Source organism: Bradyrhizobium sp. 2TAF24, assembly GCF_052115025.1.
Taxonomy (GTDB): domain Bacteria; phylum Pseudomonadota; class Alphaproteobacteria; order Rhizobiales; family Xanthobacteraceae; genus Bradyrhizobium_A.
This window is the reverse complement of record NZ_JBFRFW010000012.1, coordinates 58,494-77,928: the sequence shown is the minus strand read 5'-3', so window position 1 is coordinate 77,928 and position 19,435 is coordinate 58,494. Positions and strand designations below refer to the sequence as shown.

At 66.2% G+C, this 19,435-nt stretch carries 19 protein-coding genes; 14 read left to right on the top strand and 5 right to left on the bottom strand.

Annotated features, from left to right (window positions below):
• Nucleotides 1–6 precede the first annotated feature (6 nt).
• On the bottom strand, nucleotides 7–465 hold the full coding sequence (locus tag AB4Z37_RS19135) for a cupin domain-containing protein (protein WP_441518325.1): 459 nt from the start codon (nucleotides 463–465) through the stop codon (nucleotides 7–9).
• Between the two features lie 252 nt (nucleotides 466–717).
• On the opposite strand from AB4Z37_RS19135, the gene AB4Z37_RS19130 reads away from it, so the two are divergent.
• The 4 genes from AB4Z37_RS19130 to AB4Z37_RS19115 all read left to right on the top strand — a co-directional run bounded on the left by AB4Z37_RS19130 (nucleotide 718) and on the right by AB4Z37_RS19115 (nucleotide 6,557).
• Nucleotides 718–2,406 (top strand): methyl-accepting chemotaxis protein, encoded by a 1,689-nt coding sequence (locus AB4Z37_RS19130; RefSeq protein WP_441518324.1) that lies wholly within the window; start codon nucleotides 718–720, stop codon nucleotides 2,404–2,406.
• Between the two features lie 264 nt (nucleotides 2,407–2,670).
• Complete coding sequence (locus tag AB4Z37_RS19125; RefSeq protein WP_441518323.1) at nucleotides 2,671–3,435, top strand: outer membrane protein; 765 nt, start codon at nucleotides 2,671–2,673, stop codon at nucleotides 3,433–3,435.
• A gap of 259 nt (nucleotides 3,436–3,694) precedes the next feature.
• A complete protein-coding gene (locus AB4Z37_RS19120) occupies nucleotides 3,695–5,020 on the top strand; it encodes an ABC transporter substrate-binding protein (protein WP_441518322.1) in 1,326 nt (441 codons plus the stop codon).
• Nucleotides 5,021–5,309: 289 nt separating this feature from the next.
• Entirely contained in the window at nucleotides 5,310–6,557 is a 1,248-nt protein-coding gene (locus AB4Z37_RS19115) for an MFS transporter (protein ID WP_441518321.1), read from the top strand.
• A 188-nt stretch (nucleotides 6,558–6,745) separates the two neighbouring features.
• Here the strand turns inward: AB4Z37_RS19115 and AB4Z37_RS19110 are convergent, their stop codons facing one another.
• A complete protein-coding gene (locus AB4Z37_RS19110; protein WP_441518320.1) occupies nucleotides 6,746–7,078 on the bottom strand; it encodes a hypothetical protein in 333 nt (110 codons plus the stop codon).
• Nucleotides 7,075–7,848, bottom strand: a complete 774-nt coding sequence (locus tag AB4Z37_RS19105) for a DUF169 domain-containing protein (protein WP_441518319.1) — start codon at nucleotides 7,846–7,848, stop codon at nucleotides 7,075–7,077. The genes AB4Z37_RS19110 and AB4Z37_RS19105 overlap by 4 nt, the downstream gene beginning before the upstream one ends.
• Nucleotides 7,849–8,047: 199 nt before the next feature.
• Here AB4Z37_RS19105 and AB4Z37_RS19100 point away from each other — a divergent pair, with 199 nt between their 5' ends.
• A complete protein-coding gene (locus tag AB4Z37_RS19100) occupies nucleotides 8,048–8,671 on the top strand; it encodes a LysE family translocator (RefSeq protein WP_441518477.1) in 624 nt (207 codons plus the stop codon).
• Between the two features lie 11 nt (nucleotides 8,672–8,682).
• Here AB4Z37_RS19100 and AB4Z37_RS19095 read toward each other — a convergent pair whose 3' ends face one another.
• Both AB4Z37_RS19095 and AB4Z37_RS19090 read right to left on the bottom strand, forming a co-directional pair.
• A complete protein-coding gene (locus AB4Z37_RS19095) occupies nucleotides 8,683–9,348 on the bottom strand; it encodes a TetR/AcrR family transcriptional regulator (RefSeq protein WP_441518318.1) in 666 nt (221 codons plus the stop codon).
• On the bottom strand, nucleotides 9,345–10,598 hold the full coding sequence (locus AB4Z37_RS19090) for an MFS transporter (protein ID WP_441518476.1): 1,254 nt from the start codon (nucleotides 10,596–10,598) through the stop codon (nucleotides 9,345–9,347). Before AB4Z37_RS19090 ends, AB4Z37_RS19095 begins: the two co-directional genes overlap by 4 nt.
• 293 nt (nucleotides 10,599–10,891) lie before the next feature.
• On the opposite strand from AB4Z37_RS19090, the gene AB4Z37_RS19085 reads away from it, so the two are divergent.
• The 9 genes from AB4Z37_RS19085 to AB4Z37_RS19045 all read left to right on the top strand — a co-directional run bounded on the left by AB4Z37_RS19085 (nucleotide 10,892) and on the right by AB4Z37_RS19045 (nucleotide 19,426).
• Complete coding sequence (locus tag AB4Z37_RS19085; protein ID WP_441518317.1) at nucleotides 10,892–11,533, top strand: glutathione S-transferase family protein; 642 nt, start codon at nucleotides 10,892–10,894, stop codon at nucleotides 11,531–11,533.
• Between the two features lie 203 nt (nucleotides 11,534–11,736).
• Entirely contained in the window at nucleotides 11,737–12,261 is a 525-nt protein-coding gene (locus AB4Z37_RS19080) for a GNAT family N-acetyltransferase (protein ID WP_441518316.1), read from the top strand.
• A gap of 333 nt (nucleotides 12,262–12,594) precedes the next feature.
• Nucleotides 12,595–12,765: a Flp family type IVb pilin gene (locus AB4Z37_RS19075; RefSeq protein ID WP_441518315.1), complete on the top strand. Its 171-nt coding sequence runs from the start codon at nucleotides 12,595–12,597 to the stop codon at nucleotides 12,763–12,765.
• Nucleotides 12,766–13,076: 311 nt separating this feature from the next.
• The gene (locus AB4Z37_RS19070; RefSeq protein ID WP_441518314.1) at nucleotides 13,077–13,541 is read left to right on the top strand and encodes a terminase small subunit protein; all 465 of its coding nucleotides are present in this window, start codon (nucleotides 13,077–13,079) and stop codon (nucleotides 13,539–13,541) included.
• Nucleotides 13,516–15,036 carry a terminase gene (locus AB4Z37_RS19065; RefSeq protein ID WP_441518313.1) on the top strand — a complete coding sequence of 507 codons (1,521 nt, stop codon included), beginning with the start codon at nucleotides 13,516–13,518 and terminating at the stop codon, nucleotides 15,034–15,036. Before AB4Z37_RS19070 ends, AB4Z37_RS19065 begins: the two co-directional genes overlap by 26 nt.
• Before the next feature lie 13 nt (nucleotides 15,037–15,049).
• Nucleotides 15,050–15,475: a hypothetical protein gene (locus AB4Z37_RS19060; protein ID WP_441518312.1), complete on the top strand. Its 426-nt coding sequence runs from the start codon at nucleotides 15,050–15,052 to the stop codon at nucleotides 15,473–15,475.
• Between the two features lie 244 nt (nucleotides 15,476–15,719).
• Nucleotides 15,720–16,691: a hypothetical protein gene (locus AB4Z37_RS19055; RefSeq protein WP_441518311.1), complete on the top strand. Its 972-nt coding sequence runs from the start codon at nucleotides 15,720–15,722 to the stop codon at nucleotides 16,689–16,691.
• Nucleotides 16,692–16,812: 121 nt separating this feature from the next.
• Nucleotides 16,813–18,996 (top strand): portal protein, encoded by a 2,184-nt coding sequence (locus AB4Z37_RS19050; RefSeq protein WP_441518310.1) that lies wholly within the window; start codon nucleotides 16,813–16,815, stop codon nucleotides 18,994–18,996.
• A 10-nt stretch (nucleotides 18,997–19,006) separates the two neighbouring features.
• Nucleotides 19,007–19,426 (top strand): hypothetical protein, encoded by a 420-nt coding sequence (locus AB4Z37_RS19045; RefSeq protein ID WP_441518309.1) that lies wholly within the window; start codon nucleotides 19,007–19,009, stop codon nucleotides 19,424–19,426.
• Nucleotides 19,427–19,435 lie beyond the last annotated feature (9 nt).

Below are 19,435 nucleotides of genomic sequence, written 5' to 3'. Positions count from 1 at the left end.
CCGGCGTCAGATCGGCTTCATCAGGTCGGCCGGGCTCGCGTCCGCGGGCGCGACATAGATCGCGAGCAGCGTCGCCGGCTCCGAGGTGCTGGCGTTGCGCGACACCCGGTGGATCGCGCCCGGCGGTTCCCACCAGGCCTCGCCGCGGCCATAGGTCCGCTCCGGTCCGTCGCCGACCCGGGACACGATCGACCCCGCCACGACGAAGGCCATCACGCCGTTGGCATGCAGGTGCTCGGGCGATCCCGTGCCCGGCGGATAGGTGATCTCGATCAGGCTCATCAGGCGCGCGTCCGGTCCGGGCAGTCGCTCGGCGATGACTGCGCGGCGCGTCGACGCTGTGCCGGATGGCGTTGCCGCCGGGCCGTCGGCGGATGACGCCGGACGCGCGGGCAGGGCCAGGGCGGCCGCGAGCAGCGATGTCACGGCGGTGAGGTTGAAGTGTCTCCTGTCGGGAGCAAGCATCGGATGGGTCTCCGGCTCGATCGGGGGCTCGATCGGGTGTCGCCGCGCACGCTAGCTGCGGGCGCGATCGGGCCGAAGGGCCATGACCGGCACGGCGGACTGGGCCATCCACGCCCCGGGGGCTGCGACAATGTGCGGGAGCCGCGTGGGGCTATTGTTAGGGGCACTTTCATCAATTTACGCTAGCAGAGGTATCATGTTGCGGCGCCTGCGGGCGCCGCATTGTTCTCGGCGATTCCGGAAGGGTACGTGATGCTCGGCAATTTGCGGATTTCCTCCAAGCTCATGATCATGGTGTGCCTCGCGGTGCTCGGCATCGGCGCGGTGGCCGCGGTCGGACTGTCGACGCTCAAGAGCAATCTGCTGGAGGATCGCAAGGCCAAGCTGCAGGATCTCGTGCGCGTGACCCAGCAGGCGCTCGACTTCGACCGCGAGACGGCGAAGAAGGCGGGACTGTCCGAGGCGGAGATGCTGGAGCGCAGCAAGACGCTGCTGCGCAGCCTGCGGTTCGGCAAGGACAACGACTACTTCTACGCCCTCGACATGAGCGGCAACGTGGTCGCCCACCCCAATCCCAAGGTCGAGGGCAAGAACCTGATGAACAGCCCCGATCCGGATGGCGTCTATTTCACCCGCGAACAGGTCGAGCTGGTGAGCAAGGGACCGGGATCGGGCTTCAGCACCTTCCGCTTCCCCAAGGTCGGCGCCACCGAGCCGCAGCCGAAGATCGTCTACGCCCTGGGCTACAAGCCCTATAACTGGTCGATGGGCGCCGGCATCTATCTCGACGACGTCAATGCCATCTTCTGGTCGCAGGTCGAATGGATCGGCGGCCTGTCCGTGGTGGCGCTGCTGCTGGTGGTCGGCATGTCCGTGCTGCTGGGACGCAGCATCGTCAATCCCATCACCGGCATGACCGCGGCGATGCGCAAGCTCGCCGGCGGCGACGCGCACACCGCGATCCCGGCGCTCGAACGCGGCGACGAGGTCGGCGCGATGGCGCAGTCGGTGCAGGTGTTCAAGGACAACATGCAGGAGACCGCGCGGCTGCGCGCCGAGCAGGATGCGCTGAAGCAGAAGTCGGAAGACGAGAAGAAGCACTTCCTCGGCCGTCTCGCCGACGAGTTCGAGACCGGCGTGCGCGCCTCGCTCGACACCCTCGGCCAGTCCGCCAGCGGCATGCGTTCGATGTCGCAGACGATGTCGGCGACCGCCGAGGAGGCGAGCCGCCAGGCGTCGACGGTGGCGACCGCCGCCGGCCAGGCGACGTCCAATGTCCAGACGGTCGCGGTCGCGACCGAGGAGTTGTCGTCGTCGGTCGGCGAGATCGGCCGCCAGGTGACGCAGTCGACCGAGATCGCCGCCAAGGCGGTGCAGGAAGCCAACCGCACCAACGCCACCGTGCAGGGCCTGTCGTCGGCGGCGCAGAAGATCGGCGACGTCGTCAAGCTGATCAGCGACATCGCCAGCCAGACCAACCTGCTGGCGCTCAACGCCACCATCGAGGCGGCGCGCGCGGGCGAAGCCGGCCGCGGCTTCGCGGTCGTCGCCAACGAGGTGAAGTCGCTGGCGAGCCAGACCGCCAAGGCCACCGAGGAGATTTCCGCCCAGGTCGCCGCCATGCAGCAGGCCACCGGCGAGGCGGTCGCGGCGATCGGCAGCATCAGCGGCACCATCGCCGCCATCAACGAGATCGCCACCACTATCGCGTCCGCGGTGGAGGAGCAGGGCGCCGCGACCCAGGAGATCGCCCGCAATGTCCAGCAGGCGGCCGAGGGCACCGGCCAGGTGTCGCAGACCATCGTCGGCGTCAACCAGGCGGCCGGCGAGACCGGCACCGCGGCCAACCAGGTGCTGGTGTCGGCCGAGGAGCTCAGCCGCCAGTCGGCGACGCTGCGTGCCGACGTCGACCGCTTCCTCGCCAACATCCGTGCGGCGTGACCGGCTGATTCGCTGATTCGCGCCGGGAAAAGGCTGCCAATTGCCGCAGCGCCGCCGCCGGCCTCCGTTCGGGAGGTCCGGTGGTGGCGCTGACGCGTTTCCGGGTCGTCAAGGACGGTTCTGGATCTCGAAACTCCGTAGATTTTTCAAATGGTTGACTCACGTAAGCTTCGCGTAATGGTTGTATTTCTATTTGTTGCTGCAGAGTTACAGACAAATCGACGCGCCCGTATAGGCTGATGATGCAGTTCCGGGGAAATCCACATGACGCTTCACATCAAGACCACCTTGTTCGCAGCCGCCCTCGCTGTCGGCGGCATCGGTTCGGCCAACGCTGCGGATCTCGCGGCGCGCCCCTATACCAAGGCGCCGGCGCCGCTGCTCCAGCCGGTCTATGACTGGTCCGGCTTCTATGTCGGCGCGGATGCCGGCTATGGCTGGGGCCGCGACCGCCACACCGACCTGATCCCCGGAGGGGGCTTCTGGACCAATGGCGGTGCGCAGAGCATCAAGCCGACCGGCGCGGTCTATGGCGGCCAGATCGGCTACAACTGGCAGCTCTCGAGCTGGGTGATCGGCCTCGAGGCGCAGTTCAACGGCACGAGCCTCAAGCGCACCGACACCAGCATCTTCTTCCCGGCGACCGACAGCCTGCGCGCCAAGGTCGACTTCACCACCACCGTGACCGGCCGGGTCGGCTACGCGCTCAACAACTGGCTGCCCTATATCAAGGGCGGTTATGCCGGCGCGCAGCTCAAGACCGTCAACTTCGACACCCTCGGTAACAGCCTGAACTACAGTGACTGGCAGAGCGGTTTCGTGGTCGGTGCCGGCCTCGAATATGCCGTGGCCGGCAACTGGGTCGTCGGCGTCGAATACAACTACATGGACTTCGGCAAGCAGACCTTCACGGTGTCCAATACGCCGGCGACGCTCGGCACCGAGTCGTTCAAGGACCACCTGACCATCTCCACGGTCACCGGACGGATCAGCTACAAGTTCGGCGGCCCGGTCGTCGCTCGTTACTGACGATCGTCATCCCTCCATCGACTTCGAGCCCGGCGGCGACGCCGGGCTTTTTTATTACCTGCGTTTCATTCCATTGCGCTGCGGCAGGCTCGTGTTGCGGTGTGTCGAAATCGCTGTGCACAGCGCCCGGTGTGCGGCGTAGGCGCGCAGCACTGCGGGTGCGGCGCGCCGCGGTTCGACAGCGAACAGGCGAGTGTCTATCCTCCTGCGCAATCAAGAATGGCCGGGCAGCGACCCGGTCCAACATGGAGGAGACGCAATGACCGGGTTCGGCTGGGATCGACGACGTTTGCTCTCTGGCGCAGCGACCGTGCTCGCCGCCGCGGCCACGATGTCCGCGGACCAGTTGCTCGGGCGCGCCAAGGCCTTCGCCCAGAGCGCGCCATGGAAGCCGGAGGCCGGCGCCACCATCAACATGCTGCGCTGGAAGCGCTTCGTCGAGGCGGAGGATGTCGCCTTCATGAAGATCGTCGCCGCCTTCGAGAAGGCGACCGGCGTCAGGATCAACGTCTCCAACGAATCCTATGACGATCTCCAGCCCAAGGCATCGGTGGCCGCCAACACCGGGCAGGGGCTCGACATGGTGTGGGGGCTGTACTCGCTGCCGTTCCTGTTTCCGGAGAAATGCGTCGATCTCACCGATGTCGCCGACCATCTCGCCAAGACCTGCGGCGGCTGGGCGCCGTCGGGCGAGGCCTACGGCAAGTTGGGCAACAAGTGGATCGGCATTCCCGTCGCCGCCACCGGCGGCCTCGTCAACTACCGCATCAGTGCGGTGGAGAAGGCCGGCTTCAAGGCGATCCCGGGCGATCTCGCCGGCTTCCGCGAGCTATGCAGGGCGCTGCAGAAGAACGGCACGCCCGCCGGCATGGCGATCGGCCATGCGTCCGGCGACGCCAATGGCTGGCTGCATTGGGCATTGTGGGCCCATGGCGGCGCCACCGTCGACAAGGCCAACAAGGTGATCGTCAGTTCACCGGAGACGGCGAAGGCGCTGGACTATGTCAAGTCGCTGTACGAGACCTTCATTCCCGGCACGTCGTCGTGGAACGACAGCTCCAACAACAAGGCGTTCCTCGCCGGCCAGCTCTATCTCACCACCAACGGCATCTCGATCTATGTCACCGCGAAGACCGAGAACCCGGTGATGGCGCAGGACATCAACCATGCGCATCTGCCCGTCGGGCTCGACGGCAAGCGGCGCGAGCTGCATCTCGGCTTCCCGATCCTGGTCTTCAACTTCAGCAAGTATCCGCAGGCCTGCAAGGCGTTCACCGCCTTCCTGCTGGAGCCGGCGCAGTTCAATCCCTGGATCGAGGCGGCGCAGGGCTACCTGTCGCACTTCCTGCTCGGCTACGACAGCAATCCGGTGTGGACCGCCGATCCCAAGACCACGCCCTATCGCGATGTCGCCCAGTCGGCCTCCACGCCGGCAGGGATCGGCACCATGACCGAGAGCGCGGCGGCGGCGATCGCCGACTTCATCGTGGTCGACATGTTCGCCAACTATTGCACCGGCGCCGAGGACACCAAGGCCGCGATGGCCTCCGCCGAGCGCAAGCTGAAGCGGATGTACCGCAGCTGATCGTGCTGGGGAGCCATGCAGTTGGCGCTTGCCAAACGCCGGGGCGCGCCCGATCATGCGCTCCCGTGCCGCGCACGGTCGTCATCGGACGGCCATCGCCGCGTGCTTCACCACAGGATCGTCGGCTCGTCCCGGGTCGGCGATCATTGCTGATGGAATGGGGACATGCTCCGGTACGGCGCACAGGCGGGGCCTGGCGCCGTGAACAGGCCAGGAGCCGACACAAGAACGGTCATTGGGGAGATAGGGTATCGTGGCAGGGCAGGGATTTTTCCCGGGGTGGAAAGTTGTGGCCGGCTCAGGTGTCGGCATTGCGTTCGGATCGGCGCCGTTCTTCGCCGCGGGCTTCCCTCTGCTGGCGGCGGCGATGGCCCAGAATTTCGGCTGGACCCAGCCGCAGGTGGCCCAGGCCGCCACCATCTTCCTGCTGCTGCAGACCGTCACCTATCCGATCTGCGGCTGGCCGCTCGATCGCTTCGGCTCGCGCCGCTTTGCGGTGGCGAGCATCGCGATGTTCGCGGTGGCGCTGGTGCTGCTGAGCCAGGTCGGCTCGCTGATGCAGTTCTATCTCGCCTTCGCGCTGATCGGCCTCGTCAGCGCCGGCACCAATGTGCTGTCCTACGCCCGCGCGCTGGCGCTGTGGTTCAGCCGCAAGCGCGGCCTTGCGCTCGGCTTCGCTGCCAGCGCCCAGGCGGTGGGCGGTTTTCTCATTCCCATCTTCGGACAGAAGATCATCGCCGAGCACGGCTGGACGGCAGCGCTGCTGACGCTCGCTGCCGTCGAACTCGTGGTCTGCCTGCCGCTGGTGGCCTGGCTGGTCAAGGACAGCCCGGCGCCCTTAGGCCTGCATCCCGACGGCATCGCGCCGGCGGCCCACGCCGGCGCGTCTGTCGATGATGGCGATCCCGGCCTGACGGTCGGCGCCATCATCGGCACCACGACCTTCTGGAAGATGGCGATCGCCTTTGCCCTCATCGGCATGTCGTTCTATGCCATCGCGCCCAACGTCGTGTATATCCTGACCAAGACCGCCGGCATGAGCCATGCGGAGATCGCCAAGATCCAGGCCGTGGTCGGCATCTCGGTGCTGTTCGGGCGCATCGGCTTCGGTCATCTGCTCGATCGCGTCCATGCACCGCTCATCGGCGTCATGACGGTCGTGATGTCGGCGTGCTGCGCGCTGATCTACGCCACCCAGACGGCTCCAACGATCATCTTGCTGGCGGCGGTCATGTCGGGATTTGCACTCGGCGGTGAAACCGACCTGCTGCCCTATCTCGCCAGCCGCTACTTCGGCACCCGGTCGGTGTCGCGCATCTTCGGCTGGTTCCTGTTCGCCTTTTTCCTGGGGGCGACCGCCGGTCCAATGGCGTTCGCCTGGGTCTCCGCAGCCTGCGGCAGCGTCGTGATCCCGCTGGTCATCCTCGCCGCTCTGCAGATCATTCCCGCGGCGCTGTTCCTGTCGCTCGGCCACTATCCCACAGCCGAGCCGGCAGAAGGGCTTGCGATGGCGACAGCGGACAGCAAGGCGGCCTGAAAGACGCGATCCGTCTTTAATTTTGTCGTGGCCGGCCTCGTCCCGTGAGGGAGGAGGTCGCTCAGCGTTGCATGGCTGGCCTTTCGGGATGCGAATGCGGAGAGCGACGACGATGCGCCGTCGCACGAGGGCGGTGCGATCGGCGAGAGTATGGTCCCCCCGATCGCTCGCCGTCAGTGATAGCGCTGTCAGTGGTAGCGTTGGCGAAGATAGGCAAGGCCTTCGACAACGAGACGGTTGCCGTCGTCCTGGCCGCTCCAGAACAGCCTGTCGACGTACTTTGTCACCTCGTCGCGGCGCCGCTCGGCCTCGGCGGCGCTGTAGAGCATGCCATAGGTATCGACGATGCGCGCGACGGCGGTTTCGACAACATGATCCATTCCAGATAGTCCTCCGATTGCGTCTCTATCAACGCGCGAGCCAAGCGAAGGTTCCTGCTCGCCGGTGAGATCGGCGACGGGAACATGTCGCGCGGCCTGCAATCGGACGAATCCGGATTCGAGCGAATCCGTTTTTTTCATGGCTTCTTGTAGGAGACGCCCATGCCGGCACGCACATCGCTCTGGATGCCATAGGGCGCGATCGGATAGCGCAGGCCGTTGCCAGCGAGCGCGGTCATGCCGGCGATCGCCTTGCGCAGATGCGCCGGCGACAGCGCCATCAGCATCTCCTCATCCGGCACGCCGCCATAGCGCCGCTCGGCATAGCACGGCAGCGACAGGCTGGGCTCGCCGGTGGCGAGCGCGCGGCCCCATGAATCGGCACACGCGGTCTCGCCGACGACGCCCCATTCGAACTTCTTGTAGCCGCTGTACTGCAGGCCGTTGATCAGGATGATCATCTGCCCGGGCGTCGCGTAGACAAGGCAGATGTCCGGCGGATCGAGCCGGCCGCTGGCGAGCGGGCTGACGACGAGCGCTTCATAGCGGCCGTGCGGCACCACGCACAGCGCCTCCTGGCGCGCGCGGGCGTCCTCCGCGGTTGCGTGCCAGACACCGACATAGGGCGTCCCCGACAGCCAGGTCTCGTCCTGCGGCGCAAGGCCGATCACCGCGCGGCACTGCGCGCCGACGAGATCATCAGCGGTGATGCCGACCGTCCAGCCGAGCCGCGCGGCCATGCTGACGATCTGGTCGGTGGTGTGCACGGCATTGGGACGGCGCAGCTTGGGGATCGCGGCCATGGCGTCGGCGCTGGCGAACAGCTTCATGCCGATCACGGTGGTCTTGAGCCGCAACAGCGCGTTGAGCTCCGCGATCATCGCGGGGTAATCGAAAGTCTGTTGCGGCATCGCGCGCTCTCCCGGCGGCCGTGTTGCGGCGGCTGTCGCCACGCCGGCCTTCGCCGTGAAGGGTAGGGAGGGCGTGCGATGCGGTCAAGCACGTGGCCGGCCGCGCGCGCGGCATGCCATCCCCCGAAAATAGCGCGTGCAAACGCCGTGGCGATGGCGACAATGCGCCGGCATTCGCTGGAGCCCTGCCGTGACCGTCATGACCCTGCTCGCCTTCGCGCTCGTCGCCTTCATCGGCATCGTCACGCCGGGGCCGACCGTGCTGCTCGCGCTCAGCAACGGCTCGCGGTTCGGCGTGCGCCGCGCCGCGTTCGGCATGGCCGGCGCGATGCTGTCGGACGTCGTGCTGACGGGGGCCGTAGCGCTCGGGCTCGGCGCGCTGCTCGCGGCCTCCGAGACGCTGTTCACGGCCGTGAAATGGATCGGCGTCGCCTATCTCGCCTTCCTCGGCGTCGGGCTGCTGCGCTCGAAGGGCGCGTTCGACGCTGCTGCGGCAGTGGGCGCCGGCGACACCGGCACGTCGCGCGCGATCTTTCTCAAGAGTTTCCTCGTCGCGGTCACCAACCCGAAGGGCTACCTGTTCTTCACCGCGTTCCTGCCGCAGTTTATCGCGCCGGACCTGCCGCAGGCGCCGCAATACGCCGTGCTGGCCGCGGTGTTCACGACCATCGATTGTGTGGTGATGGCAGGCTACGCACTGCTCGGCGCGAAAGCCGTGCAGGTGCTCAAGCGTGCAGGCGCGCTGTGGCTCGATCGCATCTGCGGCGGCGCGCTGCTGATGCTTGCCGGCACCCTCGCGCTCTATCGCCGCGCGGCGAACTGAGCGCCGGGCGCCTAGGTCGCGCCGAGCCCCACGACGCGGAAGCAGGCGTCGACCGCCTTCGCCAGCAGCGCCTGCCGCGGCACCGCCTTGCGGTCGGCGGCGAGCAGGGCGTCGTCGACCATGGCGTGGACGCCGCTGAACAGGAACACCGCGGTCAGCCGCGGATCCTCGACCTTCCAGGCTTTCGCCGCGGCGCCGGCCGCGAGCAGGCCGCCGAGATGATCGATGACGATGTTGTCGACGAGGCCGCGGCGTATCGGCGTGCGCGCCTCGTGGAACAGCATGTCGTGCAAGCGCACCGTGTCGAGATAGCTCGCGACGCTGCTCTTCGCCCAGGCGGCGAGGCGCCCTTCCCAGTCATCCGGGCGCAGCTTGCCGAGCACGCGGCTGATGGCCGCGAGATGGTCGTGGGCGAAGCGCTCACCGAGCGCATGCAGCATCTCGTCCTTGGACGCGAAGTAGAGATAGAACGTGCCCTTGGCGACGCCGGCGCGCGCGGTGATGTGCTCGACACTGGTCGCGGCGACGCCGTGGGCGAGAAACAGCTCCTGTGCCGCCGTCATCAACTGGTCGAGGCGCTCTTCCGCCGGGCGGGTGCGCGGTGCGGCCGGCTTGCCCGCGGATTTGACGACGGGTTTGCGCACCGGCGTGCGGCGGGGCCTGTCCTGCGCCGTCATTGCAGCTTCTCCACATGGCGCAGCGAGGGAAACAGCTTCATCCAGAGCAGCGCCACCGCGATAGTGCCGAGGCCGCCGATCACCGCGGCGGGCACGGCGCCAACAAGCGCCGCGACCATGCCGCTCTCGAAGTCGCCGAGCTGGTTCGAGGCGTTGATGAACAGGAAGTTGACCGCGCCGACGCGGCCGCGCATGGCGTCGGGGGTGGCGAGCTGCACCAGCGAGAAGCGGATCACCACGCTGACCGTGTCGGCGGCGCCCATGGCGGCGAGGGCGGCGAGCGACAGCCACAGCCACTGCGACAGCGCGAACACCACCGTTGCCGCGCCGAACGCGATCACCGCCTGGAACATGCGCATGCCGACACGGCGCCTGAGCGGCACGCGGGCGAGCACCAGCGTCATCGCCAGCGCGCCGACCGCGGGCGCCGCGCGCAGCACGCCAAGGCCCCACGGCCCGGTATGCAGGATGTCGCGGGCATAGATCGGCAGCAGCGCGGCGGCGCCGCCGAGCAGCACGGCGAACAGGTCGAGCGAGATGGTGCCGAGAATGGTCGGGTTGCTGCGGACGAAGCGCACGCCCTCGAACAGCGCGCCGGGGGTGGGCTGTTCCGCGAGGTCGGGACGCGCCACCGGCGCCACCCGCAGCAGGCCGGTCAGCGCCGCCGCCGCGAGCCAGAACGCCGTCATCATGACATAAGGCACGGCGGGCGACAGCGCGTAGGCGAGGCCGCCGAGCGCGGGACCGGTGATGGTGGCGACCTGGCCGCCCGCAGTCCACACCGCGGTCGCCTGCTGCAGCTGGCCTTGCGGCGCGGTGGCGGGCAGCAGCGCCGCGGCCGCCGGGCTCTCGAACGCGCCGGCGGTGCCGAACACCGCGAGCGCGGCGAAGATCGTCGGCGCCGAGAGGAAGCCGCCGAGGCTCGCCGCCGCCAGCACTGCTGCCGTCACGCCGTCGGCCGCCTGGCAGAGCTGCATGACACGGCGGCGCTCGTAACGATCCGCGGCGCCGCCGGCGACGAACACCAGCAGCGCCGTCGGCAGGAACTGGATCAGCCCGGCGATGCCGAGAACAAACGCGCTGCCGGTGATCTCGTAGAGCTGCCAGCCGACGGCAACCGAGGCGATCTGTCCGGCGAAGCGCGACAACGTGCGGGTGGCGAAGAAGGCGAGAAAGGGCGGGTGGCGCAGCAGCGGTCCGGAATGGACGGCGCTGGCTTCGGACGGCGCTGGCGGCGGCTCGGACGGCATGACGGCGAGAAGGCTCCGGTTCGCGGCAGTGCGGCGCATGCCCCGTGCTCATGCACGACCGGCGACGCCGCCTGCGTATGACTGACCGTCGGTCAGTTGTCAAGGACAGGCCGGGCCTGCCGCACGCCGTGCGCTTCGCTGGGGCGTGAACCCATGACCTGGAAAGCGCCCGCACCGCAGGATGACGAATATGCGTCAAGCCGTGAGCGCATGATGCGCCGGCGATCGTGCGTTGCGCGACGGGCTGACCTCTGCGAGGCTGGCCATCTCGTCCAATCCAGGAATGCACAACGATGCTCACCGTCTATGGCGAAGGTCGTGGTTTCCGTGTTGTCTGGCTGCTCGAGGAGCTGGGATTGGCTTATCGGCTGCGCCCGGTCGATCTGCTCGCAGTCGAGAATGATCGCGATTTCCTCGCGATCAACCCCGCCGGCTTCATTCCCGTGCTGCAGGACGGCGAGACGATCATGGTCGAGTCGATCGCGATTCTTGAATACCTGCTCGCCCGCCACGGCTCGGGTTCGCTGGCCGTCGCTCCGCATGATCCCGCCTTCGCCGCCTATCTGCAATTTCTTCACCTCGGCGAGGCCGGGCTCGCCGGGCCGATGAACGCCGTCTTTGTCGGTCGCGAACTGGCGCCCGAAGCCGAGCGGGACGCCCGGGTGACCTTCTGGGCACGCGAGACCTTCGAGAGCCGGCTGGGGGTGGTGATCCGCCGCCTCGCGGAGAGCCCCTATCTCGCCGGCGACCGGTTCACGGCGGCCGATATCTCGGTGAGCTACGCCCTCCTGCTCGGCCTGCGAACCGGCAACTACGTCCCCGGGCCTGTCGAGCGGGACTATCTCGCCCGTACGACGGCTCGCCCCGCCTACGCCCGCGCGATGGAACGCTGCCAGGGCACCAAGGCCTGGGCGGCGAGGTCACCGGGACTATAGTGCTCGCTTCATCGACGCGGCCAGCCTGGTTGCGTCGCTGCGACAAGCTCTGCGATCACGTCCGATCGCGCCCACCAGCATCCGCGGTTCTGGGCGACGTTCGTGGTGATGGGCTATGGCGACGTCCTGGCATGGGGAAACGTCGAGCCGGCGGCGGCGCGCTGACGCATGGATCGCGCCGTCGGCCTGCGCTAGAAACGGGCATGTCTCATGCTTCCTCCAAAGACCTGTCGGTCCCCGCGGTGATCGAGACCCGCCGCCTGCGGCTCGCGGCGCTGTCGGCGGACGATGCGCCGGCATTGCAGCGGGTGACTGACGATCCCGCGATCACGGCGATGATTCATTTCCTCGCGAGCCCGTTCACGCTCGCCGACGCTGAGGCGCTGATCGCGGCCAACAGCAGTGGCCGTGACCGCTTCATGGGCATCTTCGGCCGCGCGCCGGACGTCGCCGACGGCCTTGTCGGCATTGTCGGCGTGCATCTGCGCGAGGCCACCGACATCGAGATCGGCTATTGGATCGCGCGCACGATGCATGGCCGCGGCATCGCCGCCGAAGCTGTGTGCGCCGTGCTCGACTGGCTGACGGCGCACTGGCCTGAGCGCCGCATCGTCGCGGAGTGCCGGCGCGAGAACATCGCGTCCTGGCGCCTGCTGGAGAAGCTCGGTTTCCGTCCGAGCGGCGCGGCGGGATCGCGGCCCGGCCGGCAGCTGCTCACGCTTGCCTAAGTGTCTGCCCGAAAATGTCAGGCTGCTGAGCAATCAAAGCGTTTCCGTCGTTCTCTGTCGTGGCCGGACTTGTCCCGGCCACCTCGCTTAGGAGCGCAGTGCCTTCCTTATCGGGGGCGCCAGGAGACCTTGGTCCGAGCGATCCGTTGAATCCGGATCGCGCTGCCCGGCGACGACAAACACCAGGGTCAGAGGCTTTTTCAGTCAGACTCCAAGGTGTTCAGTCAGACTCCAAGGTGTTTCCGCCCGGCATTTTTTGCCGGTTCCCGTCACACAGGATTGAACGCCGGCGCTTTACACCATCTTCACACCTGCGGTGTACGGACTCCACCCATGAAGCAGATTGTCACCCGGTTTGTGGCGGACGAGCGCGGCGCGACGGCGGTCGAGTATGGCCTGATCGCCGCGGGCATTTCGCTCGCCATCATCGTCGCCATCACCACGCTCGGCACGAACATCAGCGGCAAGTTCACATCGATCAAGTCGAACCTCGGTGGTAGCTGAACTCGCATCTTCCGTGGCCGACGGCGCGACAGAGGCGGCCTTCTCAGCGCCGGTCCGTGGTTAGCCACAGCGCGGGATGCGCAACTTGACCCGTAACGGCAAATCGCTGATGGTTGGCATCGTCGCAAGAAGTTTGGCACCGCGACGCCGCGCCGATCACAACATTCCCTGATGCTCTGCAAACCGCTCCGGATGACCGCAGCGGTTTTTTTGTTGCCGCTTGCCGGCGACGTGCGGAGGCGACCGGTGCTCGCCGAACGATCACCGCGCCATTCGCCCTTGCCATTTCCGACATTCGCTTGATGCAGGACATGACTGGCCGCCCCACGCTCTATACCGCCGACATCGCCAGACGCATCTGCGCCGAGCTCTGCTCCGGCCGCACGCTGCGCGACGTCTGCCGCGATGCCGGCATGCCGGACGAGAGCACGGTGCGGGGCTGGGTGCAGAACGACCGCAGCGGCTTTGCGGCGCGCTATCGCAGCGCGCGCGAGATCGGCTACCACGCCATGGCCGACGAGATCCTGGAGATCGCCGACGACAGCCGCAACGACTGGATCGCGCGCCGCCGCGCCAATGGTGAGGGCGAGCCGATGGTCGACCATGAGCACGTGTCGCGCGCGCGGCTGCGCGTCGAGACGCGGCGCTGGCTGCTGTCGAAGGCGCTGCCCAAGGTCTATGGCGACCGCCTCGACCTCAAGGCGACCCACGAGGCCGGAGACGACCTCGCGGCGCTGATGAAGACGATCGATGGCCGAACGCGCGGTCTTCCTTAGGGCACTCGACCAGTTCTCCGACCGGCGCTGGCGTCTCAACAACCTCTACGTCATCACCGACAAGGAAGGGCGGCGGATCAACTTCCGGATGAACGCGGCGCAGGAAGCGCTGTTCGACGGTATGCACAACCAGAATGTGATCCTCAAAGCGCGCCAGCGCGGCTTCACCACCTTCATCCAGCTGTTCATGCTCGACGCCTGCGTCTTCAACTCCGATGTCCGCGCCGGCACCATCGCCCACACGCTGTCGGACGCGCAGGTGATCTTCCGCGACAAGGTGCGTTTTCCCTATGACAACCTGCCCGACGGCATCAAGACGGTGGTCCCCATCGTGAACGACAACGCCAGTGAGTTGCTGCTCGGCAACAACTCCGGCATCCGCGTCTCGACCTCGCTGCGCTCCGGCACGCTGCAGTACCTGCACGTCTCCGAATACGGCAAGATCTGCGCCAAATATCCGGACAAGGCGCGCGAGGTGCGCTCCGGCGCGCTCAACACCGTGGACAAGAACCAGCTGGTGTTCATCGAGAGCACGGCGGAGGGGCAGGACGGCCATTTCTTCGAGCTCTGCCAGGCGGCACGGACGCGCAAGAACATCGGCGCCCCGCTGACCGCCATGGACTTCAGGTTTCACTTCTCGCCGTGGTGGGAGGACGCCGCCTACACACTGCCGGCGGCGAGTGTCGAGATCACCCCGGCCTATGCCAACTATTTCGAGGGCCTGCAGGCGGCAGGCGTCACGCTGACGCCGGACCAGAAGGCCTGGTACGTCAAGAAGGCCGAGCAGCAGCAGGGCGACATGAAGCGCGAGTTTCCCTCGACGCCGGATGAAGCGTTCGAGGCCGCGATCGAAGGCGCCTATTATTCCGAGCAGCTCTCGCGGCTCGAGCTCGACGGCCGGCTGACGCGCGTGCCGATCGACCCGGCCTATCCCGTCAACACCGCCTGGGACCTCGGCTTCAACGACGCCAACACCATCTGGTTCAACCAGGTGGTGGGGCTGGAGGTGCGCTGGGTCGGCTACTATGAGGCGAGCGGCTATGGTCTCGATCACTATGTCGGCGAGTTGCACAAGTGGCGCGAGCAGCACGGCATTACCTTCGGCGACCATTACTTCCCGCACGACGTCACCAACAACGAGCTCTCCAATGGCCGCAGCCGGTTTGATACGCTGGTCGGCCTTGGCGTTACGCCCATTGCGGTGCCGCGGGTGCACAACATCAACGACGGCATCAACGCCGTGCGCCGCCTGCTGGCGAAATCAGTCATCGACCCCGTGCGCTGCGACCGCGGCCTGAAAGCCCTGCGGAACTATCGCAAGGAATGGGACGAGGAGCGCGCGGTGTTCCGCGACAAGCCCCTGCACAACTGGGCCTCCCACGGCGCCGACGCCTTCCGCACCTTCGCGCAGGGCTTCGTCGAAGCCTCCACGGTTGCGCCGCGCGGACGGTATCAGAGCCGCAAGGGCGGCAGCGGGTCGTGGGAGTCGGCGTAAGGGGCGGGAAAGTTTGCTGGACATTTCGGGCTCGAACATGAAATGTTCGCGGCGCGATGTTGGTGCGATCCCATCGTTCGCACGGCTGGTGGGGTGTAGCTTGAAAAATATGTTCGTAGCGATATCTCTGGTCTTTTTTTCGGGTGCGATTGGCTGCTACATCGCTGCCGCGAAGAGCATCCGCAATCTCCTGCCGATTGACTGGAAGTGGACGGACAGAAGGACACTGGACGCCAATCTCTGGGGATATGGGATTTCCGCTACGACGCGCCGACTGTACTTTTTGTCCCAGTGTCTTTTTGCGATCGGGTCTTTTCCGATGATCGGCATCGCTGTGGAGCGGGGCGACTACATCGGTACCCCGATGAGTGTCGCGTTGGTCTGTGTCCTGACCTACCGGGCCGTCCGGATCTGGCTGGACCATCGCCAAGAACTCTAGTTGTCCTCGATGACAAGACGATCCGAGGCATATCCGATCCGTAGCGTGCTCTGAGATACCACCCGCCGCGTTCGGGTGGCCATGGTTTGCTGAAGCGCTCGCCATTGTGATGACGGCGCGAATTTCCTTTTCCATCATTGACGAGGCCGACCGCCCCTGACGCGTTGTGTACGCGCCGGGCGGTCGGCGCATGCCAGGGAGACCATCTATGCCTGATCGACAGAACGCAGTGACGCCGGGGGCGATGTTCGACATCCTGATGGCCAACGGCGTCCCGCGCGAGCAGGCGATGGCGGTTGCCTTCGCTGGTGGTTCTCGCGACGGTTACGACGGTGCTTCCGCAAGTTCAGTCGCTCCTCGGGGAGCGTCTGCATTTTCTGATCCCCCGGCCCTACAAGGTAGCGCGGCGACCGATCCTGGCTCGGCCGGCATCAGGCGGCGTCCAGAGGGCGGTTACGACCTTGATCCGTCTTATCTCAATCCAAGGCTGGAGGAGAGGCGTGTGCCTGGGATTGATCCTGGCCAAGCTGGAATCAGGCCGCCCCCGGGTGAAAGCTACTATCTTTATCCGGAACCGGAGAGGCGACATGCATCCGGCTGGGGTGATTGGGTGCGTCCAACGACGCGCGAGAGCCTTGGCTTGTCGCCAGAGAGCAGTGAACAGTTTGCGGGTGTTCCGTTGGCAGGTGATGCCGATCGCGGCTATCGGCTTGATCCGGACTACATGGCGCAAGTACGGACAGCATTGAATACTGAGCCTCATATTCCGTCGGAACGTGAAAAAATCGTTCGGGGCGGAAAATTCTACGCCGGTGCGGCTCCGTTCGGATTTGCGGGGCCGGGCTCGTTGAACTTCGATCCATCGCTCGAGAGCAGCACGAGAACGCTGGCACCCTTCCGCCGCCCACTAGAGAATTTGCCGCAAGCACCAAGGCCTAAGCGTGAAGGCAACTTTGCCGGCGCCGTTGGCGGTGTGCCCATCTTTGGGGTCGGCGTGGGAGGGGGGGCTTACTTTGACAGTGATGGATATTATTACCCGCAAGTCTACATCGGTACCCCAGGTGTCGCGGCCTCAGCCGCCAGTTCGGGCGATCTCGAGGGGCAACTGACGGGTTTGTCAGGTACTTTCTCGGCTGGTAAGGGCGGCCTAGGTGGCGGAGTCACTTTCGGATGGGGACCTTGGAAAATTCCTGAGATATCTTGGCCGCTCGGATGACTGCAGCGAGATATTGTCTTTGCAGCCGTGTGCGGAGCAAAATTTCTCTCATCATTGATGTCTTGACTGAGCTGCGCGCGCGCTTTGCGCGCGGGGCCGCCGACGCACGCCACGAGGCCGCATGACTGACGAGCACGACGATCCCGCGGTGGACGGCGAAGCGCTGTTCCGCCGGCTGCGCAGCTGGTTTCTCGAGGACTTCGAGCAGCAGTCCGACTGGCGCAAGGCGGCGCGGGAGGACTTTGCCTTCACCTCGGGTGAGCAACTGTCGGAGGAGGACAAGGCGCGCCTGCGGGAGATGAACCGGCCGATCATCATCATGAACCGCATCGAGCCGGTGATCGACAGTGTCGCCGGCTCGGAGGTCGCGAACCGGCAGGAGGTGCAGTTCATCCCGCGCACCCAGGGCGACGTGCAGGTCAACGAGGTGCTGACCGCGGCGGCGAAATGGTTTCGCGACCAGTGCGACGCCGAGGACGAGGAATCCGACGCCTTCCGCGACACCGTGATCTGCGGCATGGGCTGGACCGAGACGCGCCTCGACTATGAGGAGGAACCGGAGGGCCAGCCGGTGATCGAGCGGCTCGATCCGCTGGAGGTGGTGTGGGATTCGAGCGCCCGCAAACGCAACCTCGTGGACATGCGGCGCGTGTTTCATATCCGCCGCGACATTCCGATCGAGGACGCGCGGGCGCTGTGCCCGGGCGATCACTTCGAGGATGCCGATTACAATGCGTCGTGGGTCGACCGCGCTGACGAGAAAGAGCCGCACGAGGTCAACAACCGCTTCTATGACAAGGACGACATTGGCGACGGCGTACCGTCGGACAAGACCGTCACCATGGTGCGGGCGCAGTGGTGGGAGCGGGTGCCGGTGTGGCTGGTGGTCGATCCGACCAATCCCGACAAAGTCATCACGCTGGAAAAAGAGCAGTTCGACGAGCTGAACCGGCGCATCGAGATTGCCGGCGGCAAGATCACGTCGACGCAGTCCACCCGCAAGGTCTACAAGCAGGCGTTCCTCGGCCGCGTGCTGCTGGAGATCGGCCCTGCGCCCTGCAAGGACCATTTTTCGTTCAAGGCGATCACCGGCAAGCGGGACCGCAACAAGAACACATTCTATGGCCTCGTCCGGGCCATGAAAGACCCGCAGCGCTGGGCCAACAAGTGGATGTCGCAGACCATGCACATCCTCAACACCTCGGCCAAGGGCGGCATCCTGGCCGAGCGTGGCTTTTTCGAGAACGACGCGGACGCGGAAGCAACCTGGGCGCGGCAGGATGCCATCACCTGGACCAAGCAGGGCGCGCTGTCCGGCGGCAATGGCAAATACGCCCCGAAGCCGCAATCGCAGTTTCCGTCGAGCACGTTCCAACTCATGGAGTTCGCGATTTCGTCAATTCGCGACACCTCCGGGGTGAATGTCGAGCTTCTGGGCATGCAGAACAGCGCGAGCCAGGCCGCGAGCCTCGACATGCAGCGCAAGCAGTCGTCGATGACCATCCTGCAGCCGCTGTTCGACAGCCTGCGGCGCTATCGGAAAGAGCAGGGGCGGCTGCTGCTGTACCTGATCGAGAACTACCTGTCCGACGGCCGCCTGATCCGGATCGTCGGGCCGGATGAGCAGCAATATGTGCCGCTGGTGCGCCAGCCGGGCAATGCGACCTATGACGTGATCGTGGACGAGGCGCCGACGTCGCCGAACCAGAAGGAGGCGACCTGGTCGATGCTGCAGCAGATCCTGCCGGTGATCGGCAAGATGCTGCCGCCGGCCACGTGGCTGGCGCTGCTGAAATACTCGCCGCTGCCGACCTCGGCGCAGAAGGATATTTCCGACAGCATCCAGCAGCAGCAACAGCAGCAGCAACAGCAGCAGCAGCCCAGTCCGGAGATGATGAAGGCGCAGGCCGAATTGCAGCTGATGCAGCAGAAGGGCCAAGCGGAGGCGGCCAACCACAAGGCGCTGACCGACGCCAAGATCGAGGGCATGCAGCGCGAGGCGGCGGCCAAGCAGCAGCTTGAGCTGCAGAAGGCGGCAGCGGAGGGCCTGCGTACCATGGGCGCGCCCGTGATGGGCCCGGACGGCATGCCGATGCCGCCGCAGCACGATCCCGGCGTGCTGGTGATGGCGCTGATGCAGCAGTTTCAGCAGGGCATGCAGGCCATCGCGCAGGCGATGACCGCGCCCAAGCAGATCATCCGCGACCAGAACGGCGATCCGATCGGCGTGGGACCGATGCCGGCGGGGCCGGCACAGCCTCAACCGCCGATGCCCGCCGGTCCCGCCGGCCAACCCATGCAATAGGAGCTGACCCGTGGCGGCCTACAACAAGTTCAATTCCTTCGTGTCCGACATGGCCACCAAGGTGCACAACCTCAACAGCGATACGCTGAAGATCATGCTGACGCTCAATGCGCCGGCTGCGACCAACACGATCAAGGCCAATCTGACCGAGATCGCGGCCGGCAACGGCTATGTGGCCGGCGGCAATCAGGCGGTGTTCGTCTCCGGCAACAACACCTCCGGCAGCTACAAGCTGATCCTGTCGCCGGTGGTGTTCACGGCCGTGGGCGGCAGCTTCGCGCCGTTTGAGTATGCCGTGCTCTACAATGCGACCGCAGCAAGCGGCAACCTGATCGCCTGGTGGGACTACGGCACCGCGATCACGCTGACCAGCGGCAACAGCTTCACCGTGTCGCTCGACCAGACCAACGGCGTGTTCACGCTGGCGTAAGGAGCCCCC